This is a genomic window from Brucella ciceri (assembly GCF_041930145.1).
GTDB lineage: Bacteria > Pseudomonadota > Alphaproteobacteria > Rhizobiales > Rhizobiaceae > Brucella > Brucella intermedia.
Map to the genome: position 1 here is coordinate 146,134 of NZ_JBHEEV010000001.1, position 23,666 is coordinate 169,799.

Below are 23,666 nucleotides of genomic sequence, written 5' to 3' on the forward strand. Positions count from 1 at the left end.
CCGCATGGGGTTACCATGAAAGGGAACGGCAAACATGGATACCCGGATATTTGTGCTGGCGCTGGCAACATTCGTTACCGGCACCGCCGAGAATATTATTGTAGGCACTCTTCCCGGCATCGCTCGCGGCCTAGATGTTTCTGTCAGCGCCGCCGGTCAGTTGACCTCAATCTTCTCTATTACCTTTGCGCTTGCCGCTCCGCTGGCGCTCGTCCTCACCACACGGTTTGAGCGGAAAGTCATTCTGGTCTCTGCGTTGGGTGTTTTCATTGCAAGCAATATTCTCGCCAGCTTGAGCCCCGATTACGGGGTTCTGTTTGCCGCGCGTATCGGGATGGCGATGGCAAGCGCGGCGGTTTGCCTGATCGCCACGATGCTGGCAACGGAATTGGTCATCCCGGCAATGCGCGGGCGCGCCATCGGAATCATATTCGTGGGTATAAGCGGTTCGATGGTCGCCGGTGTTCCCACGGGAATGATCGTCAATGAGTGGCTGGGCTGGCGCACGGTTTTCCTTTGCCTGGCATCAGCCGCAGCTTTGGTTCTACTTCTGTCAATGCATGCATTGTCCGGCGCGGGACGCAGCCAGCGCGGCGTGCCGCCTTACACGCCGCACCTGAAATCTTTCCGGTTGGTATCGGCGCAACTGGTTTCCATCATGATGATCGGCGGTCATTTCGTGTTGTTCGCCTATCTCACCCCCTACCTTCTGGAAGCCGTGCACGTCTCTTCGCAGAGAATTATATGGGCGATGTTGGCCTTTGGGCTGGCTGGCATGACGGGCGGGTATCTCGGCGGCCTGCTTGCCGACAAGCTGTCGCCGCGACTGGCCATTGTGCTGACGCCACTCCTCTATCTAACGGCGTTGATGGCAATACCGGCTGCGATCAACTCCGGCACTGTTTTTGGTATGGTGCTGATGATCTGGGCTTGTTTGAGCTGGATGATATCGCCCGTCGTACAGAGTTTTCTCATGACAACCGATCCTGCGACAAGCGAGGCCGGCGTCGGGATCAACCTGTCTGCCATGCACGTGGGCGTGGCCCTCGGCACGGCAACAGGCGGGCTTGCGTTAGATTACATGTCGTTGCAGGCCCTGCCCTGGACAGGGTCTGTTCTGGTCGGACTGTCCTTGCTATGTGCTCTTAACGCTTCCCGATCTTTTCTAGGTCGTATGGCGTCGATTGATACATCTCGTTGATCCAGTTTCCGAACAGAAGATGCGCGTGGCTGCGCCAGCGATTTTCCGGCTGGCGCGTCGCATCGTCTCCGGGGAAATAATTGGCCGGAACCTTCGTGTCGGGCTGAGCCTGAATGTCGCGGAAATACTCATCCGCAAGCGATGTGGTGTCATACTCCACATGATTGAACATATGCAGCGAGCGGTGATGCGGATCGTCTAACAGACAGAGACCCGTCTCCGGACTGTCGACCAGCACCTTCAACCCGCTATCAGCCGGAATGTCGCTCTTGCGCACTTCGGTCCACCGGGAAACCGGAATCTTGAAATCATCCGAAAATCCGCGGAGATATGGCGAAGACGGAGCAAGGTTGCGCTGGCTATAGACACCCGAAGCCTTGTCCGGCAGTTCATATTTGCCCATGCCATGGAAATGATGGACGGCAGCTTGCGCTGCCCAGCATATATTCAGCGTCCGGTGCACATGGGTCTGCGTCCAGTCGAAAACACGCTGCATTTCGTCCCAATAGGTGACTTCCTCGAATTCGAGACGCTCGACCGGAGCACCCGTGATGACAAAGCCGTCGAAGCGTTGCTCCCGCACATCTTCCCACGGCTGATAGAAGGACAGCATGTGATCGGCAGGCGTGTGGCGCGCCACATGGTTGGTAATCCGAACGAGGGTCAGCTCCACCTGCAACGGTGTTGCGCCAAGAAGACGCGCAATCTGCGTCTCGGTCGTGACCTTGTTCGGCATCAGATTGAGGAGACCGATCTTCAGCGGACGAATATCCTGACGAATGGCATCTGCTTCGCGCATGACCATAACGCCCTCGGCTTGGAGAACACTGGTTGCTGGCAGATCGTCAGGAATTTTAATCGGCATGTCGCGTCGGTCCCTAGTTTATGTCGGAGCTGACGCGAGTGGCTTTATCCGTATATTTGCCGGTTGGGCCACATCCTCCCTTTACAGAGAGTACCACCTTGCCCGGAGAGGCAGGTTGGCGTTGGGCGTCGCCCCAACTCTTGATGTGATGTCACTTCTACTCAAACTCTTTCAGGGTGGCAATAGGGTTTAAGTGCCACCTCGAACTGTTTGAGAAATTTCCTTTTCAGCGGCTGGCCATTGCGCGAAATCAGCACTGCCATAGACACGGAATTTGGAATGAACGGCCTTTAAATATGTCCGATTGCGGCTTTCAACTCACTCATGCGCTGGGCTGATGTCCGAAAAGATCGTTCCCCAGCGAAACCGAATGCGATTGCACGAGAATCCTTTTCTTCGACTGCGACGCGACATGAAGCATGAACTTCTGTCGCCCCCGTGGCTTCGATTATCCGACCTACATTGCCGGCACTGACGCCGCTGCCGGGCATAATGCTGATGCGTTTCCCGGCCTTTCCCGCCAAATGCCGCAGATTGTCCAGTCCCTCTTCCGCGGTCTGGGAGAGGCCGGACGTCAGGATGCGCTCGAAACCAAGCGCGATTGCCTGCTCCAGCGCGGTCTCCGCGTCAGGCACGAGATCGAAGGCGCGGTGAAGCGTGGTTCCGAGACCTTTTGCCTCTGCAATCAGTCTTTCCAGCAAGGTAACATCCAGAGAACCATCGGCGAGCGAAGCACCCAGGACGACCCCGGCCAAGCCGGCATTTCTGGCGTTGCCAATATCTGCCGCCATGATGACTTCGTCTTCAGCCGAAAAGCAAAAGCTGCCCGCACGGGGTCTGATCATCGCGTAGACCGGGATCGGCACTGTTGAAGCAAGCTCCATCAATGCCTGCGAGGGCGTCAAGCCGCCCAGTTCAAGGGCGGAACAGAGTTCGATGCGATCCGCGCCACCTTCGATCGCCGAATACAGGCCTTCGGCGCTATCCACGCAGACTTCGAGTAACACGCTCACGCCTGATGCCCCAATATTGCAGCCCCGACCAAACCGCCATCGCTGCCGAATATCCCGGGAACGACTATAGGCTGCTCCGTTTTGCGCAGGATTCGGGCTCTCACTGCCTCGTCAATCGCTGAAATCAGCTCGGACGCCGTGGCAAGCCCGCCACCCACGGGAATGATCGATGTGCCGGTTACGTTGACGACGGCAGCCAGCGGATCGGCAACCAGTTGGAGATAGGCGGAGATTGTCCTTCCGGCCATCTGACAGCCGTCGAGCCAATCCTGTATAATCTCATGGCTCGTTGCATCGGCGGCATTCAGAAAACGGTGCAGCCTCTCAATCCCGCGCGCGCCGCCGACGGTATCGACACAACCGCTTTGCCCGCAACCGCAACTGAAGCGCGGGACCAGTACAGTTTGTCCATCAAGGTCCACCGATGTGTTGAGGATCGGGCCATGTCCCCATTCACCAGTCAATCCGCCCTTACCTCGAACCAGCCGGCCATCGACAACAAGCCCACCACCGACGCCTGTGCCCAGCACTGCGCAGAAGACGATATCGTGGCCTTTACCGGCGCCTTCAATCGCTTCGGCAAGCGTCAGACAATCGGCATCATTGGCCGCGATGACCCGGCGCTGCAGTCGCTCTCCAAGTTCGAGACTTAGCTTGTGACCTGTAATGCAGGGAATATTTGCCGACAGAGCAGTCGTTGTATCCGGATCGACCAATCCGGCGATCGAGAGGGCAAGCGGCCACTCCTCGTTCGGCGCGTGAGTTCGTAGCGTCGTTTCCAGCGCACACCCAAATTCTTCCCAGCTGTCAGCGGGAGTGGGGAGCTTTTCGAGAAGCTCGATATTTCCCGGATGCGTCGAGCGCGCAAGCCGAATGAAGGACCCACCGACATCTGCCGCGAGAACAGTTCCAGACCTTTGAGACTGACGCGTGCTTCTGTCGTGCATGGGTCGATCTTCCGCCGATACGTTTCGATGTATCATCCAATCATCGCAAATGTACCGGCAGTCAATCGCGGGGCGCAGTCTTTTCTAAGGTTTCGACGCTACAAGCGAGATGTTCACACCTTGCGAGTCCTTGCATTGAACGACCCACTCGCCGTTCGGCACCTCCATAGGTCCTTGCAGGACGGCTCCGCCAAGAGACTTGACCCTGTCGGCTGCATCCTTGACGCCTTCCACCATGAAGTAAAAACCCCAGCCGACCGGTGTGCCGGGAGGCGCGGTCATGATGCCTCCATGATCGGCGCCATCGACGCTGAATACTTTGTAATTGCCCATAGGGCCCATGTCGAAATTGCGTGAGAGTTTCCAGCCAAACACTTTCTCGTAGAAGGGAAAAACCGTCTCGCAATCCTTCGCATAAAGTTCGTGCCAGCCCGGATGTCCCGGTTTGCGTGAACCGAAATCATCCGGTGCCGGCATATCCCCCATCGGTTCGAAAAGCGCAAAGATGCCGCCTTGCGGGTCGGACACAATCGCGAACCGTCCGATATTCGGGATATCCTGCGGCGCCCTCAAAACCTTGCCGCCTTCCGCTTCCACTTTCCGCGCATATTCGTCGGCATTCGCCACGCCGACATAACCGAGCCAACCTGCCTGGCCGCCGCAATCCTCCTTCGGCATGTCCGCCATCGACATCATGCCTGCGATCATGCATCCGGGCACTTCGAACAGCGTATATTTCATGCCGGGAACACCGGCGTCCTTCGCCGCCCAACCGACGACTTTGGTATAAAAATCCTGCGCGCTGTCCGTGTCTGTCGTCATAAGTTCGTACCAGACGAACGGAGATGAGCCCTGTTTCATTGAACGTACTCCCTTGGTTCTCTCTTTTGTTCGAACGATCAGCCACAACAGCTATGACCGGATGCCTTTGTTTCGTATTCATCGTGCCGCTTGACGAAATGCATCGTCCCGTTTTCGTTGCGGCCCTTGGGCGCCCGATCAAGGATCATCAACGTGCCTATCCATTCTTCAATGCCGCGGGCATAGCTGGAATAGGTGTGATAGATTGTGCCGTTTTCGTCCTTGTAGAAGGCGCTCATGCCCGGCAGCTCATCGAAGGCGTCTTCTGCGGCAAGCTTGTCGAAATTGTAGAACACCCGATTGTTTTCGAGCTCTTCCTTCGTGAAGGAGACGTGATAATCGAAGTTGAAATCGCTGCCTTCCGATGAGACCCATGGGAAATGCCAACCCATTCGCTTCTTGTAGGCTTCAAGCTTTGCCAGCGGTCCGCGCGAAACGGCAACGAGCGTTACATCATGATTGTTGAGATGCGCCACCGCGCCATCAAAATTGTCGGCAAGAAACGAACAACCCGTGCAGCCTTGATCCCAGTCAGGTCCGAACATGAAATGATAGATCAGCAACTGGCTGCGCCCGTCGAACAGATCGGAAAGCGTTTTCCGTCCCGAAGGCGTATCGAACGTATAGTCCTTGTCTACCTTCACCCATGGCAGGGCTTGCCGCTCACGATTGACCTTGTCGCGCAGATGGGTGGCTTCTTTCTCGCTTGCCAGAAGCGCACGCCGCGCCTCAAGCCAAACTTCTCGGGATACGACCTCGTTCATGGTGCAAGCCCTCCTCCGGCTTTTGCTCCCGCCCGTAGATATCAATGTTCCTGCTTGACGATTTACATTGATATCAATATTAATAAATCATGTCAAATAGCCGTGATGTACCTTTTGAAACAACGCTTCTGGTTCGTGATACCTGCCTTTGCTTGCATGTTCAGCGCGCCGCCCGCGCCCTCGCCCGCCGCTTTGACGATGCCCTGCGCCCGGTGGGGCTAACGAACGGCCAGTTCTCCTTGTTGATATCGCTCAATCGCCCGGTGCCTCCACCAATGAAGCCGGTCGCGGAGCTTCTGGCCATGGATCAAACCACGCTGACCGCGGCGCTGAAGCCGTTGCAGCGGCAAGGCTGGGTGGAGATCATCGTGAATCCCGACGACAGGCGCGAGCGATTATTGCAACTCACACCCGAGGGTAAAGCTATCCTTGCGGCAGCCGTGCCGATCTGGAAGGCTACCCATCTGGACATTGAGAAGCAGCTCGTAAATGGCAATGGCGACGAAGTTCGTCGCAACCTGCTGGTTATGTCATCGGTGTGATTGCTGCACCTCCTTCAGAAATCCCACCCCTCGCAGACAAGCGGTCTGGAAATCGCAATCTACAGGTATACATTGGTGTCGAACGGTCGCGTACTGCTGGGAACGGGCCGGTCACTCGCCGATTGATCCAGCAAGCAGGCGGAAGTAATGAGCGAACAGCGTGTCCCCCATCTTGTCGTTGTCGGCGCCGGTTTTGGCGGATTGCAATTGATCCACGATCTCAAAAACGTCAATGTGCGGATTACATTGATTGATCAGCGTAACCATCATCTTTTCCAGCCGCTTTTATATCAGGTTGCGACAACCATCCTCGCCACATCCGAAATTGCCTGGCCGATCCGCCAGCTGTTTCGCGACCGCACTGAAGTGACCACACTGCTGGGTACAGTTACCGACGTGGATACGGAACGCCGGCAGGTGCAGCTCGAAAACGGCACAGAAATTTCATACGATATGCTCGTCCTCGCCACGGGCGCACGCCATGCTTATTTTGGCAACGATCAGTGGGAAGCGCTGGCGCCTGGACTGAAGGCGCTTGAGGATGCAACAACTATTCGCCGCCGTCTGCTCCTCGCCTTCGAGCGCGCTGAACGCGAAACCGATGAAGCAAAACGGAAGGCGCTGCTGACATTTGCCATCGTTGGCGGCGGGCCGACTGGCGTGGAGCTCGCAGGCATTATTGCAGAGCTCGCCAAGCAAACCATATGGCCTGAATTTCGCAATATCGACACGCGGCAAACGCGCGTAATGCTGCTCGAAGCGGGTCCGCGCATTTTGGCAGCCTTTCCGGAAGATCTGTCCGACTATGCATTGAGAGCACTGGAAAAACTGGGCGTGGAAGTACGGCTCGGGATTCCGGTGAAGGACATAACAGCCGAGGGCGTTACAGTCGGCGAAGAGTTCATTCCGTGCCGCACGGCGATCTGGGCTGCTGGCGTTGCGGCTTCCCCTGCCGCAACGTGGCTGGGCGCGGAGAGCGACCGTGCCGGACGCGTCAAGGTTCTATCAAACCTCAATGTTCCCGGGCATGAAGATATCTTCGTCATCGGGGATACGGCCTGGGTTGAGGGACCGGACGGGAAGCCGGTTCCGGGCATAGCGCCTGCCGCCAAACAGCAAGGTGCCTACGTTGCCACGGTCATAAAAAGCCGCATCGAAGGACAAACGCCGCCAATGCCGTTCCGTTACAAGCATCAGGGCAATCTCGCCACCATTGGCAGAGGCGCTGCTGTGGTCGATATGGGGCGCTTCAAGCTGAAAGGCATCATCGCCTGGTGGTTCTGGGGTATTGCGCACATCTTCTTCCTGATTGGAACACGAAGCCGTGCCGCTGTCGCGTGGAGCTGGCTGTGGACTTATATTTCCGGCCAGCATAGCGCGCGGTTGATCACCCAAGGCAAATCTGTCGAACGATGAATACGAAACGGCCCGCCAGAAGCGGGCCGTTTCCTTTCAAGTCGTCACTATTATTCAGCGGGTTCCAGCTGCGGAATAACATCCGTGATGAGAGGCGCACCGTTCATCGCTGCGGCGAGCTTGTCCGTGTCGAGTTCATTTTCCCAACGCGCCACCACAATGGTCGCCACCGCATTGCCGACAAGATTTGTCAGTGCCCGGCATTCGGACATGAAGCGATCGATACCGAGGATTAGAGCCATGCCCGCAACCGGAACGGCCGGAACGACAGACAGTGTCGCCGCCAGTGTAATAAACCCGGCGCCTGTAATGCCCGCCGCCCCCTTGGAGCTCAGCATCGCCACCAGCAAAAGCAGAATCTGATCGCTCAACGACAGCGGGATGTCCGTCGCCTGTGCGATGAAGAGCGCGGCCAACGTCATGTAGATATTGGTGCCATCCAGATTGAACGAGTAGCCGGTCGGAATGACCAGCCCCACCACCGAACGCTTGCAGCCGGCCTTTTCCATCTTGTCCATCAGCGCTGGGAGGGCCGCTTCCGACGAAGACGTGCCCAGAACCAGAAGCAGTTCTTCCTTGATGTAGCGGATGAGCGCGAGGATCGAGAAGCCATTGTAGCGGGCGACCGCTCCAAGAACGACAAGCACGAACAGCAGGGAAGTAAGATAGAACGTGCCGATCAACAGTGCGAGATTGGCAATCGAACCGATACCATATTTACCGATGGTGAACGCCATGGCACCAAATGCGCCAATCGGGGCTGCCTTCATCAGGATTGCAACCAGCTTGAAAACCGGTGCAGTCAAGACATGAAGAAAATCGGTAACGGGCTTGCCCTTATCGCCGACCAAAGCCAGCGCGATACCGAACAGGACGGAGAAGAACAGCACCTGCAGGATGTCGCCCTCAGCGAATGCGCCGACAATTGTCGTTGGAATTATGTTGCTCAGGAAACCAGTGATGGTCTGTTCGTGTGCCTTGGCGGCATAATTGGCAACGGCTTTCGGATCGAGCGAAGCCGGGTCGATATGCATTCCTGCGCCCGGCTGCACGACATTGGCGACGATAAGCCCGACGATCAGGGCCAGTGTCGAGAATGTCAGGAAGTAGATCATCGCCTTACCGGCAACGCGACCTACCTTCTTCATGTCGGTCATACCGGCGATGCCGGTTGCAACGGTCAGAAAGATGACCGGAGCGATAATCATTTTGACGAGCTTGATGAACGCATCGCCAAGCGGCTTCAGCTGCGTTCCCAGTTCGGGGTAAAAATGACCAAGGAGAATACCGGCAGCAATAGCCACCAACACCTGTACATAAAGGTGCTTGTAAAAGGGAATAGGACCACGCGGCGAAGCCGCGGCGCCTGTCGGTACTGCAATCATGACGTCCTCCGTTCGGCCCAGCCTGGAACTCGTTCCAACCTCCCGAGCCATTCAGTCTCAAGTTTCAGCGATCAGAACCGCTGCTGAGTTGTTTGATTGCAATCTCCGTGCCAGTCTACGACTCTAGGTCTAAGTTATTGTTTTTAAATATTTTAATATGTCTTACGGTGACGGGCCTCGATAAAAAGTGCGATTATCCGCACATTTCTATTTCTCCCATGTCTGAAATATTGCACAATAAAGTGATGAGCCCGCACCCTTCCACCATGGACATTCTAACCCTGCCCACAAACGCCAGCCGTCGCCCATGGGCGCTGTTTGGTTTGTTTTGGGCGGTGGTTTTTGCACTCGCTTTCTGGATCGTCGGCGACCTGGCGCGAGACAAGGCCATGCTGGCATTGAGCGAGCAGGCCCGGATCGATGCCAACCTCAATACGGCATTGTTGCGCGCAGTGCTCGACAAGCAGCGCGCTTTGCCTCTGGTGCTGTCAAAGGACCGGGCACTGGAAACTGCACTGCAGGACAAGACGCCCACGACGATCACTCCCCTGAACGAAAAACTGGAGACGCTCGCGCGCGGCACGCAGGCAGCGGTCATCTATCTTGTCGGTATGGATGGCGTCGCCATTGCTGCAAGTAACTGGCGCGAACCGGACAGCTTCGTCGGCAACGATTACAAATTTCGCCCCTATTTTCACAACGCGCTGAGAAACGGAGATGCCGAATATTTCGCACTCGGCAATGTCAGCAATCGCCCTGGCCTCTACATATCGCGCCGCATTGATGGCCCGAACGGTCCACTTGGCGTGATCGTCGTGAAACTCGAATTCGACCGTCTCGAAAGCGACTGGAACAGTGCCGGCCGTCCAACCTTCGTAACGGACGAACGCAACATAGTGCTGATTACGAGCCTGCCGTCGTGGCGATTCATGACTATCGGGTCAATCGGTCAGGAACAGATCCAGTCAATCCGCGATAGCCTGCAGTTTGGAGACGCACCGTTGGCACCCTTGCCGCTTTCGGTGACTTCATTTGATAGCGGGGACTCTTTGTTGATCGACGCCCTGCTCCCGGGCAACGCCCGCAATACCGACTTTCTTGCAATCCGCTCTGCCGTGCCCTCCACTTCCTGGCAAATGTACAGTCTCGCACCAATTCGTCCGCAAATTCCTGCTGCCGTCCGAGAAGCACGGCTGTTCGCCTTTATCGTTCTGACAGCGATCGCGAGCTTTGCAGGACTTCTCCTGCGGCGCAAACAGAAGCTCGCGGCCCGCATTGCCGATGCCCGACGCACACGGATGGAACTTGAAGAGCGGGTGGAAGAACGCACCCGCGACCTCAGCCTGGCGCGGGACAGGCTGCAAGCGGAGATCAGTGATCATCGCCGCACCGAAACGATGCTGCAGGGCGTGCAGCAGGATCTTGTTCATGCCAATCGTCTCGCCATCATGGGTCAGGTCGCAGCAGGCGTGGCGCATGAAATCAACCAACCGGTTGCAACCATCCGCGCTTATGCAGACAACGCAAGAACCTTCATTGAACGCAAGAGACTTTCGGAGGCAGCCGACAATCTCAACGAAATCGCGGCGCTGACAGATCGAATCGGCACGATCACAGGTGATTTGAAAGCGCTTGCGAGAAAAGGACGTTCTCCCTCCGAGCCAACCTCGCTAAGCAAGGTTATTTCGGGAGCCCTGGTATTGTTGCGCAGCCGTTTTTCCGGACGGATGGACCAACTCGACGTCGTGTTACCACCGCCCGAACTACGCGTCATCGGGCATTCCATCAGGCTCGAACAGGTTTTCATAAACCTGTTTCAGAATGCACTGGAAGCAGTTGATGCAAAAGAAAATGATGGTCGGATAGAAGTCCGAACCCATGTGGAGAATGACAAGGTCATCATCACCGTCTCCGATAACGGACCAGGCATGCCACAGCATATTCGCGACAATCTGTTTTCGCCCTTCAATACATCGAAGGAAAAGGGACTCGGCCTTGGTCTTGTGATCGTCAAGGAAATCGTCAACGATTATGGCGGGACGATTTCTGCCGAAAGCGGCCCCGCCGGCACGTCTTTCCGCATCGAATTGAGAAAAGCATGATGGATAAATCACCCTCCGTTATTCTGGTCGATGATGACAGGGCGCTGCGGCGCGCCACCCGGCAGACGCTCGAGCTTGCCGGTTTCGATGTTGCAGATTTTCCGAACGCTCTGGATGCCTTGAACAGTGTTACATCTGCTTATGACGGCGTCGTCGTCACGGATGTGAGAATGCCGCAAATCGATGGCCTTCAGCTCTTTGCACGGATCAAAGCGGTTGACGCCGAACTGCCCGTCATCCTGATCACCGGTCATGGTGATATCCCGATGGCCGTGCAGGCCATTCAGGACGGCGCTTATGATTTCATCGCCAAGCCGTTTGCAGCCGACAGGCTCGTGCACAGCATCCGCCGCGCCTGGGAAACGCGCCGACTGGTCCTCGAAAACCGCGCTTTACGCGAAGCCGCGCAGAATGCGGAGGGCGATCTGCCGTTGATTGGCCAGACGCCCGCAATGGAAAACCTGCGTCGTACCTTGCGGGATATAGCCGATACCGATGTGGATGTGCTCGTAGCTGGCGAAACCGGCAGCGGCAAGGAAGTGGTTGCACAATTGCTGCACAATTGGAGCCGTCGCCGCAAGGGCAATTTCGTGGCTCTCAACTGCGGTGCCTTGCCCGAAACGGTGATCGAAAGCGAATTATTCGGTCACGAGGCAGGCGCTTTCACCGGAGCGCAGAAAAAGCGGCTTGGGCGGATTGAACATGCAAGTGGCGGCACGCTGTTTCTGGATGAAATAGAAAGCATGCCGGCTGCGACACAGGTGAAACTGCTGCGCGTGCTCGAGATGCGGGAGATCACCCCGCTCGGTACGAACGAGGTGCGCCCGGTCGATCTTCGCGTCGTGGCGGCCGCAAAGATCGATCTTGCGGACCCTGCACAGAGAGGCGACTTCCGAGAAGACCTGTATTACAGGCTGAACGTCGTCACCCTTTCCATTCCGCCGCTGAGAGAAAGACGTGAGGACATTCCGTTGCTTTTCGCGCATTTCCTGTCGCGGGCTGCAAAGCGCTTCAATCGCGACGTGCCCGCAATCGAAGCCCCTACGAACCGCTATCTTATGAGTCACGACTGGCCGGGAAATGTCCGCGAGCTCGCCCATTTTGCCGACCGTGTGGCGCTTGGGGTTGAGAAAGCGGTTCATTCGACAACGCTCACGAGCAGCAATCAGGAGCCGCTTCCCAAACGGCTGGAGCGCTATGAGGAAACGATAATTCGCGAAACACTTGCCGCGCATAATGGCAATGTTCAGGAAACGATTGAAGCCCTCGGTATTCCAAGGAAGACCTTTTACGATAAGATGCAGCGCCATGGCATCAATCGTGCGGACTACCGCAGCAACGGCGATTGAGGTTGATCTGTAGCAATATGGGAGGACCATGATGTCGCTGAAACTCTACCTGCATCCCTTCTCGTCTTATTGCCAGAAGGCCATAACAGCTTTCTATGAAAAGGACATAGCCTTCGAAGCAAGAATGCTCGACGGCACCGAACCGGTTGCCAGCGAGTTCGCCGCGCTCTGGCCTTTTGGCAAGTTTCCAATCCTGACGGACAATGGAAAGCTGGTCTTTGAAGCAACTGGAATAATCGAATATCTCGAAGCTGCCTATCCCCATTCCCGACGTCTGATCCCGTCCGATCCACTTGCAAGCGCTGATGTACGCATGTGGGATCGCTTCTTCGATAACTATGTAAACTACCCACAACAGCGTCTTGTCTATATTGCGCTTGGCCGCGAACATGATGATGGCGGCGACCGCTGGCGAGCGATGCTCGATACAGCCTATGCGTTTTTGGATCGGCACATGGCTGGGCGCGAGTGGGCTTCCGGCGATGAGTTCAGTCTGGCTGATTGCGCTGCGGCTCCCTCCCTGCTCTACGCAGATTGGACTTATGCCATTGCCGAAGAGTTCACCAATGTGTGGGCCTATCGCAAACGTCTGCTTGCACGCCCCAGCTATGCCCGCGCTCTGGACGAAGCACGACCATTCCGGCATCTGTTCCCGCTCGGAGCGCCAGAAGAAGGCCGGGATTGAAACGTGTTTGGTGAGGCAGACTACATAGACTGCATGAACGCATGCAATACCACAGCCTGATTATGCTCTTCGTCTTTCGCACCATATAACAGCGTCAGACGACCGCCTTTCTCGCCAGCTTTGGCCATTAGCTCTTTCAGCACGGGCTTTTTGCGTTCAAGCTCTTCGCGATACTTCTTCTGAAAATCGCTCCATTTTGCCGGATCGTGGCAGAACCATTTGCGAAGTTCGGCTGACGGAGCAATATCCTTGGCCCACAGATCTATATCGGCTTTTTCCTTCGTCATGCCCCGCGGCCAAACTCGATCCACGAGGACACGGTAGCCATCCTCCGGTGAAGGAGCATCGTAAATGCGCTTCAAATCGATCGTCGTCACGGCAACTGCTCCCCTTTGCAAAACCGAAAATATGGCCGTCGGAGAGGTTTCGGCAAGTCCACCCCGAACAAAAGAAAAGGCCGCTGCAAATCGGACATCTCATGTCCGACAGGCAACGGCCTTTGGTGGCAAGAACCGACTGCGAGGGAGCCGCCGGTTATCGCACGAAACGGAAAACTTAGTTCTTCTTGGCCGGAGCGGCCTTCTTGTGCGACTTCTTCGCGGTGTGATGCTTCTTGTGAGCCTTAGCCTTCTTCGCATGATGCTTGGCAACAGTCGTGTGCGTTGCAGCAGCCGGAGCAGCGTTAGCAGCGCTTGCCGTCAGCACAGGAGCGGACAGGCCCAGAACAGCGGCCACACCAAGAGCAGAAATAAGAGACTTCTTCATTTTCCGGTTCCTCAATTGGGTTTTCCGTTCGGGGTCTTCCCCGCCGGAGGTAAAGCACTTTCCTGTCCGCCCGTATCGGCCATGTCAGGTTTGATCCCTAGAAGCTTGAGGGCCTCGGCATAGGCTCGCAAGCCTTGAGCCTCTCTTCTGCTTGCGCAGAATTTCATCCCCCGCTTCTGCAAGATCTCTGCCTGACGGGCCTGCCGGGTTTCGGCACGACCTGAAAGCGCGGTTTGCAGTTGATGCTGAAGCCTGTCACACCGTTCGCTACGTGTTACGAGTTGCGCTGCCATTGCTCCGTTGGGAAGCGGGAAGGACAGCAGACCCGCAAGACAAAGTGTTGAAAGAAACGCTTTCGTTGCTGTTTTCGATATGAAAACCGACTTGAACATACGAATTCAATCTTTCATTGGACTTCAGTTTCTTCAGCGAAACCGTTATGACACGCCTTGTTTGCCCTTGTTTTTCGCATCTGTTGCAATTTGTTTCTGGATTGTAGCGCTATCCAATTGCCGGTTGAAAACCATTGCCCAAGGCTTTTTATCGTCGCAATCCGGGCGCTACTATCTCGTAACCTTAGGCTATTACGGATACTTCAAATTGAAAGAAGACGCCCACGTTCTGATTGTCGATGACGATAAGGACATACGTGACCTTCTGCATGAATTTCTCAAACGGCGCGGCATGCGCGTTTCAATCGCCCATGACGGCGAAGAAATGCATGATGTGATGAGCCGGACGGCAGTCGACCTGATTATTCTCGACGTCATGCTTCCCGGAAAAAGCGGCATTGAAATCTGCCAGGATATCCGTCGTCATTCGCGGGTGCCGATCATCATGCTTACGGCAATTGCCGATGCTGCCGACAAGATACTGGGCCTGGAAATCGGCGCCGACGATTATCTGGCCAAACCGTTCGATCCGCGCGAATTGCTGGCCCGTATCCGTGCTGTACTCCGGCGCCTGGAAAACAACCGGGCGCCCAGCCGTCCCGTCACTCATAGCTACCGCTTTGCTGGCTGGACCCTCGATTGCGCGCGAAGGAGACTTACGTCTCCATCCGACGTGCGAGTGGAACTTACCACGGCGGAGTTCAATCTCCTCGAAGCCTTCGTCAAAAGTTCGCAGCACATCCTTAGTCGTGACCAACTGATGGAAATGGCCGGAAATCAAGCGGTATACGGCTATGACCGCAGCGTTGATATCCTTATCAGCCGGCTGAGGCGCAAGCTGAACGATGATTCTCGCTCTCCCAAATTGATCCTCACCATTCGCGGTGGCGGCTATCAGTTTGGCCATGAGGTCGAGGTGGAATGAGGTTCCCTTTTCCGCGTTCTCTACCGAGCTGGCTTCTCACGATACTGATCAGCGGCCTTCTGATTACCCAGATAGCAACGCTCTGGATCGTTTCGCAGGACCGGAAGGAAGCCAACTATGCGCTTGAACTTTTCCGTCTCAGCGAAAGGGCGACATCACTCGTCAAGCTCTTGAACACGACGCCGGTCAGCGACTGGAACAGCCTTGCTTCTCGCCTGGCAAGCTCAGGTCAGGGCCTCACCATCACCCTGCAACCCGATGTGCCAACCGTGCTGGCGAGTGAAGAAGATCTTGCGGAACTGGAAGATGTCCTTGTCGCGCGCCTGGCGCGCTACGGTGTCATCGATGCCCGCATTCGGCGGGACAAGCTTGCCCACGGCCCGCATGCCACCGTTGTGCCGACCGCTGACAGCGGAGACATCGGCGATGTCGAAAAGCAGATCAACGATCTTGCCGCAACGGCAAATCTGGGCGCCAGCCTGACGACATCACTGCAATTTGGCGATGGGCGCTGGATCAATTTTACCACGCGCATCACCCCGGCTGATCCAATCATCACGACCGAAACCATTCCACTTTTCGCGCTTGTGGCGCTCAGCGTGGTTCTTGTCGCAATATGGGCAACGCGGCGCCTGACCGCACCTTACCGTGTGCTGGAACATGCCGTCCACCGCATCGGAGGCGACTTGAAAAGCTCTCCGCTGCCCGAAGACGGCAGCAGGGAATACAAGGCAGCCGCGCGAGCAGTGAATACGATGCAATCGAAGCTTCTCGATTATGTGGCAGAACGCGAGCAACTTGCAGCCGCCCTTGCACACGACCTGCGCACGCCGCTCACCCGTATCCGGCTTCGCCTGGCGCTGGTTGAAGATGAAGCCCTCGCAAAGTCGCTGGCCAAGGATCTGAGCGATATCGAGGCTATTTCACGTTCCGTGATCGACTTTGCCACGTCAGAACTAGCGAATGAAGAGAAGGAGAAAGTCGATCTCTGGTCGCTTCTCCTTTCCATTGTAGACAATTATCCGGACGCAACTCTGGATGAAAGAAACTCGGACATGCTGGACGCCATAGCTTACTGCCAGCCAGTCTCAGTCCAGCGCAGCATCACGAACCTCATTGACAACGCCATTGCCTATGGCGGCAAAGCGAAACTGTCGCTGCGCCAGGAAAATAACGAGCTTGTGCTGCGGGTGAAGGACAATGGGCCCGGCATTCCGACAGACCAGATCGAGGAAATGTTCAAACCTTTCAACCGTGTGGAAAAGTCCCGAAATCGGGACTCTGGCGGTTTCGGCCTCGGCTTGACTATCGCCCGCAACGTAGCGCGTGCCAATGCAGGCGATATTCTCCTGAAAAACAATCCATCGGGCGGATTGATCGCTGAACTGCACTTGCCCGTCTGGCGGCCGTAACCCCGAGGACTGACCTCGGGGACAATCACTCATGCAAAGACGGTGTCGACAGCCTTTTTCGTAGCTGCAACAATCTTGTCCGCTTCCTCAGGCGTAAGGCAAAGTGGCGGCGCGAAGCCCAGAATATCGCCTTCCGGCATGGCTCGCCCGATAACACCGTTGGCCAGGAGCGCCGTCGAAACCTGTGCACCGATTTTGAGCGACGGATCGAAAAACCTGCGGTCGTCACGATCTTCGACAAACTCGATCGCCGCCATCAGCCCCTCGCCGCGAATTTCCCCGACATGGCGATGTTCACCGAGAGCATCCGCCAATGCCTTGCGGAAATAGATGCCTGTGGAACCGGCATTTTCGACCAGCTTCAGTTCGTCGATGAGTTTGAGGTTGGCCACGCCTGCCGCTGCACAGATGGGATGGGCCGAATAGGTCCAGCCATGGCCGATCGGTCCCATCTTGTCCGATCCCTGAACCAGCACCTGCCACATACGGTCCGATACAATCGAGCCGGAAAGCGGTGCATAGGCCGAGGTCAATCCCTTGGCGATGGTGATCAGATCGGGCTTCATGCCATAGTGCTCGGACCCGAACATGCTGCCCAAACGGCCGAAACCGGTGACCACTTCGTCAGCAACAAGCAGAATATCATAGCGATCAAGAACCACCTGGATCTTCTGCCAATAGCCAGACGGAGGCGGAACGATGCCGCCGGTACCAAGAACAGGTTCACCGATAAAGGCTGCGATTGTATCCGGGCCTTCTGCAAGGATCATTTCCTCGAGCTTGTCGGCGCAATGTTGCGAGAACTGCTCTTCGCTCATAGAGCGATCCGCCCGTCGAAAATAATAGGGTGACTCCGTGTGCAGGACAGGCGCGCGCGGCAGATCGAATGCGTTATGGAACGTCGCAAGCCCGGTCATGCTGCCGGTCATTACGCCGGAGCCGTGATATCCGCGCCAACGAGAAATGATCTTTTTCTTCTCCGGGCGTCCGAGAATATTGTTGTAGTACCAGATGAGCTTGATGTTGGTTTCATTCGCATCCGAGCCGGAAAGGCCGAAGTAAACACGGCTCATATGGTCCGGTGCGCGGTCGATGATCATCTTGGCGAGCGTGATGGACACTTCGGTGCCATGACCGACATAGGCATGATAATAGGCAAGTTTGCGCGCCTGCTCTGCAATCGCATCCGCGATTTCCGTGCGACCATAACCAACATTGACGCAATAAAGACCCGCGAAAGCGTCGAGGCTCTTTCGACCGTTCACATCGGCAATATAGACGCCTTCGCCGCCCTCCAGCACGCGCGTTGGTGTTTCACCCCGCGCATGCATGCCCATATGGGTGGAGGGATGAAAGAAATGATCCCGGTCCCAGGCGGTGAGTTCATTGCTATTGTTCAACATGGGTATGTTCCTTTCCTGTCGCCACGCTTTCACGCGGCGGTATCGATGCAGAGATATTTGATTTCGGTGAAGGCTTCGATGCCCTGATGGGAGCCTTCACGGCCAAGCCCCGATTGCTTCCAGCCACCGAATGGGATCGGTGCGCCGGTGATCTTCGCGCGGTTGATGGCCACCATTCCATATTCGAGGACACGGCCCATCCGGAGTTGTCGTGCGCCGTTTGCAGTCACGACATAGGCAACAAGACCATATTGCGTGGCATTGGCACGAGCGACAACTTCATCCTCGTCGTCAAAAGCCGTGACGGCGGCGACCGGCCCGAATGTCTCCTCCCGCATGATTGCAGCGTCGTCCGGCACATCAACCAGCAAAGTCGGCTCGAAGAAAAGCCCGGCTTCTCCAAGCCGGTTGCCCCCGGTGACTATTCTGGCGCCCCGCTGCTTGGCATCGAGCACTTGCTCTTCGACCTTGGCGACCGCGCGACTATGCATCAGAGGGCCTATATCCGATGCCGGATCAAGCCCGTTGCCGACTTTCAGGGCGGCGATGCGCGTAGCAAACGCTTCGGTGAAAGATTTCAGAATACCGCGTTGGACGAAGATACGGTTTGCAGCAAGGCAATCCTGACCGGACGTTGCAAACTTGGCAGCCATCGCCACATCGACGGCCCGTTCAACATCAGCATCATCGAAAATGATCAAGGGTGCGTGACCGCCAAGCTCCATGACGAGCCGCTTCATCGTGTTAGCGCTCTTGGTAGCAATCAACTTGCCGATTTCGGTTGAACCGGTGAAGCTCAGTCCCCGCACCCGCTCATCGCGGCATAAAACATCGACGATAGGCGCAGCCTTACCTGTTACCACATTGAATATGCCTGCTGGCATTCCCGCGCGCTCGGCCAGTTCCGCCAGAGCAAGTGCGGAGAGCGGTGTTTCTGAAGACGGATGCACGACAACTGGGCAACCTGCTGCAATCGCTGCAGCAGCCTTACGGGTAATCATGGCATGCGGAAAATTCCAAGGGGTAACAAGCGCGACGACCCCAAGCGCTTCGCGACGTACGAGCATCTCGGCATTCTGGAGATGGCTTGCTATGGTTTCACCATTAAGCCGCTTCGCTTCTTCGGCAAACCATTCGATGAACGATGCGCCGTAGTCGATCTCGCCGCGCGATTCCGCCAGTGGCTTGCCCTGCTCCAGCGTCATCAACAATGCGAGGTCTTCACGATGTGTCGTGACCAACTCGAACCAACGCCGCAAAACTGCTGATCGTTCCTGAGGCAGTTTATCCCGCCAGGACGGAAAGGCCTTTACAGCGGCATCAATCGCAAGTGCAGTCTCGGCTTCGCCGAGGCTTGTCACACGGGCAAGCCGCTGACCGGTTGCAGGATCGAGAACAGAAAAGGTTTCAGCCTTCTCTCCTGCTACCCAGCGCCCCTCAACATAGCCCAGTTCACGAAAAAGATGTTTATCGCGGAGCGTGCCAAGCCCGTCATGTCGTATCGGATGATCCAGAACGGCGTTCATTGTTCTTCTCCCAATTCAGGAAGAAGTCTGTCACAGAATAGTTCTGGATTCAGACCAAACCGATCTCCACGAACATGCGAAATGGACTAACTTTAAGAGCCAGACAGTCTGTTTGGGCTAGTCCGCGGCTTCCTTGAACAGCGACAAAGGCGCACTTGTCTTCTCGTCCTTGACCAACTTGGTTACGATATAGGTGAAGTAGCGTTCTATACCGATATTCTGGTCCAGAAGACGGTCAATCAGCCGCTGATAGCCATCAATGTCGCGCGCCACGATCATAAGAAAATAGTCCACCCCACCGCCAACCGACCAGCACGACACGATTTCGGGTACAGCTGTGACGGCTCTCTCGAACCCGTCGAAATCGCTTTGGCGATGATTGCCCAGCGTAATCTGGACTATGACATGGGCAATAGGGGCTATTTTTCGATAGGCGATGCGCGCGTGATAGCCGGTCACAACGCCCGCTTCTTCCAGCTTGCGCAGCCGCAGCCAGCAAGGTGTCGCCGAAAGCCCGACCTTCTCCGCCAAAGCAAGCTTGGTGATCCGCGCATTCTCCTGAACGGCTCGGAGAATACGCAAATCGACGGCGTCGAGCTTCAAGGCGGCTTTCATTCTTTTGATCCAGCATCTGCAAACACTTCTGTTTTCATTGGCACGCCCCCGCGCCGCTGACAAGGCTCCCGCACATAAAAGTCGTTACAGATCATGATTGTAATGATCCAATATAATTATTGACATGATCAGAATGGTCTTTCACACATAGAGCCAAGAACAAAAAATCAGACATATGGGGAACGAGGATGCGGACATACGGTTTCGCACGCGGTGCATCATTGCGCCTTCTATCCGCTCGTCCATCGCAGCGTTTGACAGAGTTCAACACTGCATTCCCTGTCGTCATGACGCTATGAGAGGCAGCGCCGTGCCACGAGTGACGAATGAAACGATTGACCTTGAGGTTATCGAAGCAGCGCGTGACAGGTTGAAAAGCCTCGTCGTGAAAACACCACTGACGCGCTCCGAGCATCTGAGCGGATTCGCCGGAACCTCGGTTTATCTCAAACTGGAAAATCGACAGACGACGGGCAGCTTCAAACTGCGTGGTGCGACCAACGCTGTCCTTTGCCTGTCGTCCGATGATCGCAGACGTGGACTTGTGACGGCGTCGACCGGCAATCACGGACGTGCCCTTGCGCACGCTGTGTCGGAACAAGGATTGATCGCGACCGTTTGCCTCTCTTCGCTGGTGCCGCGCAACAAGGTCGATGCAATCCGCGATCTTGGTGCAGATGTGCGTATTGTCGGAAAATCGCAGGATGACGCCATGGACGAGGTGGCGCGCCTTGCCCGCGAAGAAGGAATGAATGTCATTCCCCCGTTCGACGATCAGCGCATTATTGCCGGACAGGGCACAATCGGCCTGGAAATCCTTGATGACCAGCCGAACATTGAGACTGTTGTCGTTCCTCTTTCAGGCGGAGGACTTGCTGCAGGCATCGCCGCAGCTGTTAAAGCCCGGCGACCTCATTGCCGTATCATCGGCGTTTCCATGTCTCGTGGCGCAGCCATGGATGCCAGCCTCAAAGCTGGCAGACCGGTCAATGTCGAGGAGCTGGAGACGCTTGCAGATTCATTGGGCGGCGGTATCGGGCTCGACAATCATTGGACTTTTGAGATGTGCCGCTCGCTATTGGACGAAGTGGTCCTGCTCGATGAAGAGGAGATTGCAGCAGGAATCCGACATGCCGCGACGCGGGAAGGTGAAGTCGTCGAAGGTGCTGCGGCCGTCGGCATTGGGGCCTTGTTGAGCGGAAAGATCAAGCCAACCGGACCGGCCGCCGTCGTTATCTCCGGCGGCAACATCGATCCTGGACAGCACCGCGCAATCGTGGAAGACCGCTATCGGAGGGCTGGCTGATGGCTGAAATGAGAATTCTCACCGAAGCTGATTTAAGGCAGATCATTACCCTCGACATGGCAAGCGTGGCGTGTGTGGAAAGTGCTTTTCAGGCACTCGCCGGTGGCGGTGTCAACATGCCGCCAATACTACGACTGGACATCCCAGCCCAACGTGGCGAAGTTGACGTGAAAACGGCCTACATTCCCGGACTTGACAGTTTTGCCATCAAGGTGAGCCCCGGTTTCTTCAACAATCCTTCGATCGGTCTGCCTTCTACCAACGGGCTGATGATCCAGTTCTCAGCGAAGACCGGGCTTGTCGAGGCTCTATTGCTGGATAATGGCTATCTGACCGATGTGCGTACCGCCGCAGCCGGTGCTGTCGCGGCAAAACACCTGGCAAGGGAAGACGCCCGTGTCGCTGCGATCTTCGGTGCAGGCATGCAGGCAGGAATGCAGCTTGAAGCCCTGACCCTCGTGCGCCCGATCTCCGAGGCACGGATCTGGGCACGCAACTTCGAAAGTGCACAAAAAGCAGCGCGAAGCTTTTCAGAGAAGTTCGGAATACAGGTGACAGCAACCGCTGACGCACGACACGCCTGCGAGAGCGCGGATATTATCGTGACGACAACGCCATCCGAAACGCCGCTCATAAAGGCCGAATGGCTTGTGTCCGGCCAGCACATCACCGCAATGGGTTCGGACGCCGAACACAAGAACGAGATTGATCCAGCCCTTTTCCTGCGACCGGTCATCTATGTCGCGGACAGCCTTTCACAAACACGCAGGCTCGGTGAGTTGCATCATGCGATTTCGGCGGGAATTGTCGCGGCGGATACGATTTTTCCAGAACTCGGCCAGATCGCTCTCAATGCCTCTGCCTTCCAACGAAAGGCAGCGGACATAACCTTTTGTGACCTCACCGGGACGGGCGTTCAGGACACGGCCATCGCTCGTCTTGCGACAGAGCGCGCCAGCCTGCGCGATGCAGGCACGAAAATCGATTCAACTAAAACTGCAGGAGCCAGTCGATGAGTGTGGAACTCAACTTCACCCGCGCGGAATACGATCAGCGGATAGCAAAAACCCGTCGCGCAATGGAGAAGGCAGGCTTCGATGTCATCATCGTCACCGATCCGTCCAATATGCACTGGCTGACCGGCTATGACGGCTGGTCCTTTTACGTGCATCAATGCGCTGTGCTTTCGATGGAGGGGGAACCGATCTGGTACGGTCGCGGTCAGGATGGAAATGGCGCGAAACGCACCGCGTGGATCAGCCATGACAATATCATCGGCTATCCCGATCATTACGTGCAGTCGCTTGACCGGCATCCCATGGATCTTCTGGCTTCGATATTGGAGGAAAAGGGTTGGGGCAGCAAGACGATTGCCGTTGAGCTGGACAATTACTGGTACACGGCTGCGGCCCATCACGCTTTGCAGAAACATCTGCCGAATGCCCGCTTCAGGGATGCGCAAGGACTGGTCAACTGGCAGCGCGCCGTCAAAAGTCCGACGGAAATCGACTATATGCGCAAAGCTGGCCGGATTGTTGAAGCTATGCATCGGCGTATCGTCGATAAAATCGAGCCGGGCATGCGAAAATGCGATCTGGTTGCGGAAATCTACGACGCAGGCACACGCGGCGTTGAGGGTTTCGGCGGCGATTACCCAGCCATCGTGCCTCTGCTGCCTTCCGGGCCCGACGCCTCCGCACCGCATCTGACGTGGAACGATCTGCCTATGAAGACCGGTGAAGGCACCTTCTTCGAGATCGCCGGTTGCTACAAGCGCTATCACTGCCCTCTGTCGCGTACCGTGTTTCTGGGCAAGCCGACGCAGGCTTTTCTTGATGCCGAGGAGGCCACGCTCGAAGGCATGGAGGCAGGACTCGCGGCTGCTCGACCCGGCAATACATGCGAAGATATAGCCAACGGCTTCTTCGCAGTGCTCAAGAAGTACGGGATTATCAAGGACAACCGCACCGGCTACTCCATCGGCTTGTCCTATCCGCCGGATTGGGGTGAACGCACAATGAGCCTGCGTCCCGGCGACCGCACCGAGTTGCAGCCAGGCATGACCTTTCATTTCATGACGGGCCTTTGGCTGGAAACGATGGGGCTGGAGATCACCGAGAGCATCGTTATCACTGAAACCGGCGTGGAGTGTCTTTCGAATGTACCGCGCAAGCTCGTGGTCAAGGATTAGG

Annotated in this window: 23 protein-coding genes and 1 riboswitch; of the genes, 11 read left to right on the top strand and 12 right to left on the bottom strand. The window is 56.2% G+C overall.

Features of this window, described 5'->3' with window-relative positions; genetic code table 11:
• The first annotated feature begins 34 nt into the window (after nucleotides 1-34).
• Nucleotides 35-1,201, top strand: a complete 1,167-nt coding sequence (locus tag JNC63_RS00640; protein ID WP_021585624.1) for an MFS transporter — start codon at nucleotides 35-37, stop codon at nucleotides 1,199-1,201.
• Here JNC63_RS00640 and metA read toward each other — a convergent pair.
• The 5 genes from metA to JNC63_RS00665 all read right to left on the bottom strand — a co-directional run bounded on the left by metA (nucleotide 1,146) and on the right by JNC63_RS00665 (nucleotide 5,651).
• Nucleotides 1,146-2,066 carry a homoserine O-acetyltransferase MetA gene (gene metA / locus JNC63_RS00645; RefSeq protein WP_025091985.1) on the bottom strand — a complete coding sequence of 307 codons (921 nt, stop codon included), beginning with the start codon at nucleotides 2,064-2,066 and terminating at the stop codon, nucleotides 1,146-1,148. The two genes, JNC63_RS00640 and metA, sit on opposite strands and share 56 nt — an antisense overlap.
• Nucleotides 2,067-2,108: 42 nt before the next feature.
• Nucleotides 2,109-2,218, bottom strand: a riboswitch (SAM-I-IV-variant riboswitch).
• Nucleotides 2,219-2,356: 138 nt separating this feature from the next.
• Nucleotides 2,357-3,079 (bottom strand): copper homeostasis protein CutC, encoded by a 723-nt coding sequence (locus tag JNC63_RS00650; protein ID WP_031346210.1) that lies wholly within the window; start codon nucleotides 3,077-3,079, stop codon nucleotides 2,357-2,359.
• Nucleotides 3,076-4,026: an ROK family protein gene (locus JNC63_RS00655; RefSeq protein WP_021585627.1), complete on the bottom strand. Its 951-nt coding sequence runs from the start codon at nucleotides 4,024-4,026 to the stop codon at nucleotides 3,076-3,078. The genes JNC63_RS00650 and JNC63_RS00655 overlap by 4 nt, the downstream gene beginning before the upstream one ends.
• An 84-nt stretch (nucleotides 4,027-4,110) precedes the next feature.
• Complete coding sequence (locus JNC63_RS00660; protein ID WP_063882445.1) at nucleotides 4,111-4,887, bottom strand: VOC family protein; 777 nt, start codon at nucleotides 4,885-4,887, stop codon at nucleotides 4,111-4,113.
• A 38-nt stretch (nucleotides 4,888-4,925) separates the two neighbouring features.
• Nucleotides 4,926-5,651, bottom strand: a complete 726-nt coding sequence (locus JNC63_RS00665; RefSeq protein ID WP_021585629.1) for a DUF899 domain-containing protein — start codon at nucleotides 5,649-5,651, stop codon at nucleotides 4,926-4,928.
• Nucleotides 5,652-5,740: 89 nt separating this feature from the next.
• Here JNC63_RS00665 and JNC63_RS00670 point away from each other — a divergent pair, with 89 nt between their 5' ends.
• The gene (locus tag JNC63_RS00670; protein ID WP_031346211.1) at nucleotides 5,741-6,193 is read left to right on the top strand and encodes a MarR family winged helix-turn-helix transcriptional regulator; all 453 of its coding nucleotides are present in this window, start codon (nucleotides 5,741-5,743) and stop codon (nucleotides 6,191-6,193) included.
• Between the two features lie 147 nt (nucleotides 6,194-6,340).
• A complete protein-coding gene (locus tag JNC63_RS00675; protein WP_021585631.1) occupies nucleotides 6,341-7,609 on the top strand; it encodes an NAD(P)/FAD-dependent oxidoreductase in 1,269 nt (422 codons plus the stop codon).
• A 50-nt stretch (nucleotides 7,610-7,659) separates the two neighbouring features.
• On the opposite strand, the gene JNC63_RS00680 is transcribed toward JNC63_RS00675, so the two are convergent.
• On the bottom strand, nucleotides 7,660-8,994 hold the full coding sequence (locus JNC63_RS00680; RefSeq protein ID WP_021585632.1) for a dicarboxylate/amino acid:cation symporter: 1,335 nt from the start codon (nucleotides 8,992-8,994) through the stop codon (nucleotides 7,660-7,662).
• Nucleotides 8,995-9,260: 266 nt separating this feature from the next.
• Between JNC63_RS00680 and JNC63_RS00685 the strand changes: the two genes are divergently transcribed.
• From JNC63_RS00685 to JNC63_RS00695, 3 genes are read left to right on the top strand one after another with little or no spacing between them, the layout of a single operon-like run.
• Nucleotides 9,261-11,096: a sensor histidine kinase gene (locus JNC63_RS00685; protein ID WP_374846113.1), complete on the top strand. Its 1,836-nt coding sequence runs from the start codon at nucleotides 9,261-9,263 to the stop codon at nucleotides 11,094-11,096.
• Nucleotides 11,096-12,445, top strand: coding sequence for a sigma-54-dependent transcriptional regulator (locus JNC63_RS00690; protein ID WP_031346214.1), 1,350 nt, complete (start codon nucleotides 11,096-11,098; stop codon nucleotides 12,443-12,445). The genes JNC63_RS00685 and JNC63_RS00690 overlap by 1 nt, the downstream gene beginning before the upstream one ends.
• Nucleotides 12,446-12,476: 31 nt before the next feature.
• Nucleotides 12,477-13,130: a glutathione S-transferase family protein gene (locus JNC63_RS00695; protein WP_025091995.1), complete on the top strand. Its 654-nt coding sequence runs from the start codon at nucleotides 12,477-12,479 to the stop codon at nucleotides 13,128-13,130.
• Between the two features lie 20 nt (nucleotides 13,131-13,150).
• Here JNC63_RS00695 and JNC63_RS00700 read toward each other — a convergent pair whose 3' ends face one another.
• The 3 genes from JNC63_RS00700 to JNC63_RS00710 form a co-directional block, all read right to left on the bottom strand.
• A complete protein-coding gene (locus tag JNC63_RS00700; RefSeq protein ID WP_021585636.1) occupies nucleotides 13,151-13,507 on the bottom strand; it encodes a DUF488 domain-containing protein in 357 nt (118 codons plus the stop codon).
• A 178-nt stretch (nucleotides 13,508-13,685) separates the two neighbouring features.
• Entirely contained in the window at nucleotides 13,686-13,895 is a 210-nt protein-coding gene (locus JNC63_RS00705; protein WP_021585637.1) for a hypothetical protein, read from the bottom strand.
• An 11-nt stretch (nucleotides 13,896-13,906) separates the two neighbouring features.
• Nucleotides 13,907-14,287, bottom strand: a complete 381-nt coding sequence (locus JNC63_RS00710) for a hypothetical protein (protein ID WP_063620437.1) — start codon at nucleotides 14,285-14,287, stop codon at nucleotides 13,907-13,909.
• 208 nt (nucleotides 14,288-14,495) lie between these two features.
• On the opposite strand from JNC63_RS00710, the gene JNC63_RS00715 reads away from it, so the two are divergent.
• Nucleotides 14,496-15,212, top strand: coding sequence for a response regulator (locus JNC63_RS00715; protein ID WP_021585639.1), 717 nt, complete (start codon nucleotides 14,496-14,498; stop codon nucleotides 15,210-15,212).
• Entirely contained in the window at nucleotides 15,209-16,624 is a 1,416-nt protein-coding gene (locus tag JNC63_RS00720; protein WP_063620438.1) for an ATP-binding protein, read from the top strand. Before JNC63_RS00715 ends, JNC63_RS00720 begins: the two co-directional genes overlap by 4 nt.
• 29 nt (nucleotides 16,625-16,653) lie before the next feature.
• On the opposite strand, the gene JNC63_RS00725 is transcribed toward JNC63_RS00720, so the two are convergent.
• The 3 genes from JNC63_RS00725 to JNC63_RS00735 all read right to left on the bottom strand — a co-directional run bounded on the left by JNC63_RS00725 (nucleotide 16,654) and on the right by JNC63_RS00735 (nucleotide 20,168).
• Nucleotides 16,654-18,027, bottom strand: coding sequence for an aspartate aminotransferase family protein (locus JNC63_RS00725; RefSeq protein ID WP_021585641.1), 1,374 nt, complete (start codon nucleotides 18,025-18,027; stop codon nucleotides 16,654-16,656).
• A 29-nt stretch (nucleotides 18,028-18,056) separates the two neighbouring features.
• A complete protein-coding gene (locus JNC63_RS00730) occupies nucleotides 18,057-19,553 on the bottom strand; it encodes an NAD-dependent succinate-semialdehyde dehydrogenase (protein ID WP_021585642.1) in 1,497 nt (498 codons plus the stop codon).
• Nucleotides 19,554-19,670: 117 nt separating this feature from the next.
• Nucleotides 19,671-20,168: an Lrp/AsnC family transcriptional regulator gene (locus JNC63_RS00735; RefSeq protein WP_063620439.1), complete on the bottom strand. Its 498-nt coding sequence runs from the start codon at nucleotides 20,166-20,168 to the stop codon at nucleotides 19,671-19,673.
• A gap of 295 nt (nucleotides 20,169-20,463) precedes the next feature.
• On the opposite strand from JNC63_RS00735, the gene eutB reads away from it, so the two are divergent.
• The 3 genes from eutB to doeA are packed head-to-tail and all read left to right on the top strand — an operon-like array spanning nucleotide 20,464 to nucleotide 23,665.
• Nucleotides 20,464-21,474, top strand: coding sequence for a hydroxyectoine utilization dehydratase EutB (eutB, locus tag JNC63_RS00740; RefSeq protein ID WP_052018817.1), 1,011 nt, complete (start codon nucleotides 20,464-20,466; stop codon nucleotides 21,472-21,474).
• Nucleotides 21,474-22,490, top strand: a complete 1,017-nt coding sequence (locus JNC63_RS00745; RefSeq protein WP_021585645.1) for a cyclodeaminase — start codon at nucleotides 21,474-21,476, stop codon at nucleotides 22,488-22,490. The genes eutB and JNC63_RS00745 overlap by 1 nt, the downstream gene beginning before the upstream one ends.
• Nucleotides 22,487-23,665 carry an ectoine hydrolase DoeA gene (gene doeA, locus JNC63_RS00750; RefSeq protein ID WP_021585646.1) on the top strand — a complete coding sequence of 393 codons (1,179 nt, stop codon included), beginning with the start codon at nucleotides 22,487-22,489 and terminating at the stop codon, nucleotides 23,663-23,665. The genes JNC63_RS00745 and doeA overlap by 4 nt, the downstream gene beginning before the upstream one ends.
• Nucleotide 23,666: the final 1 nt, after the last annotated feature.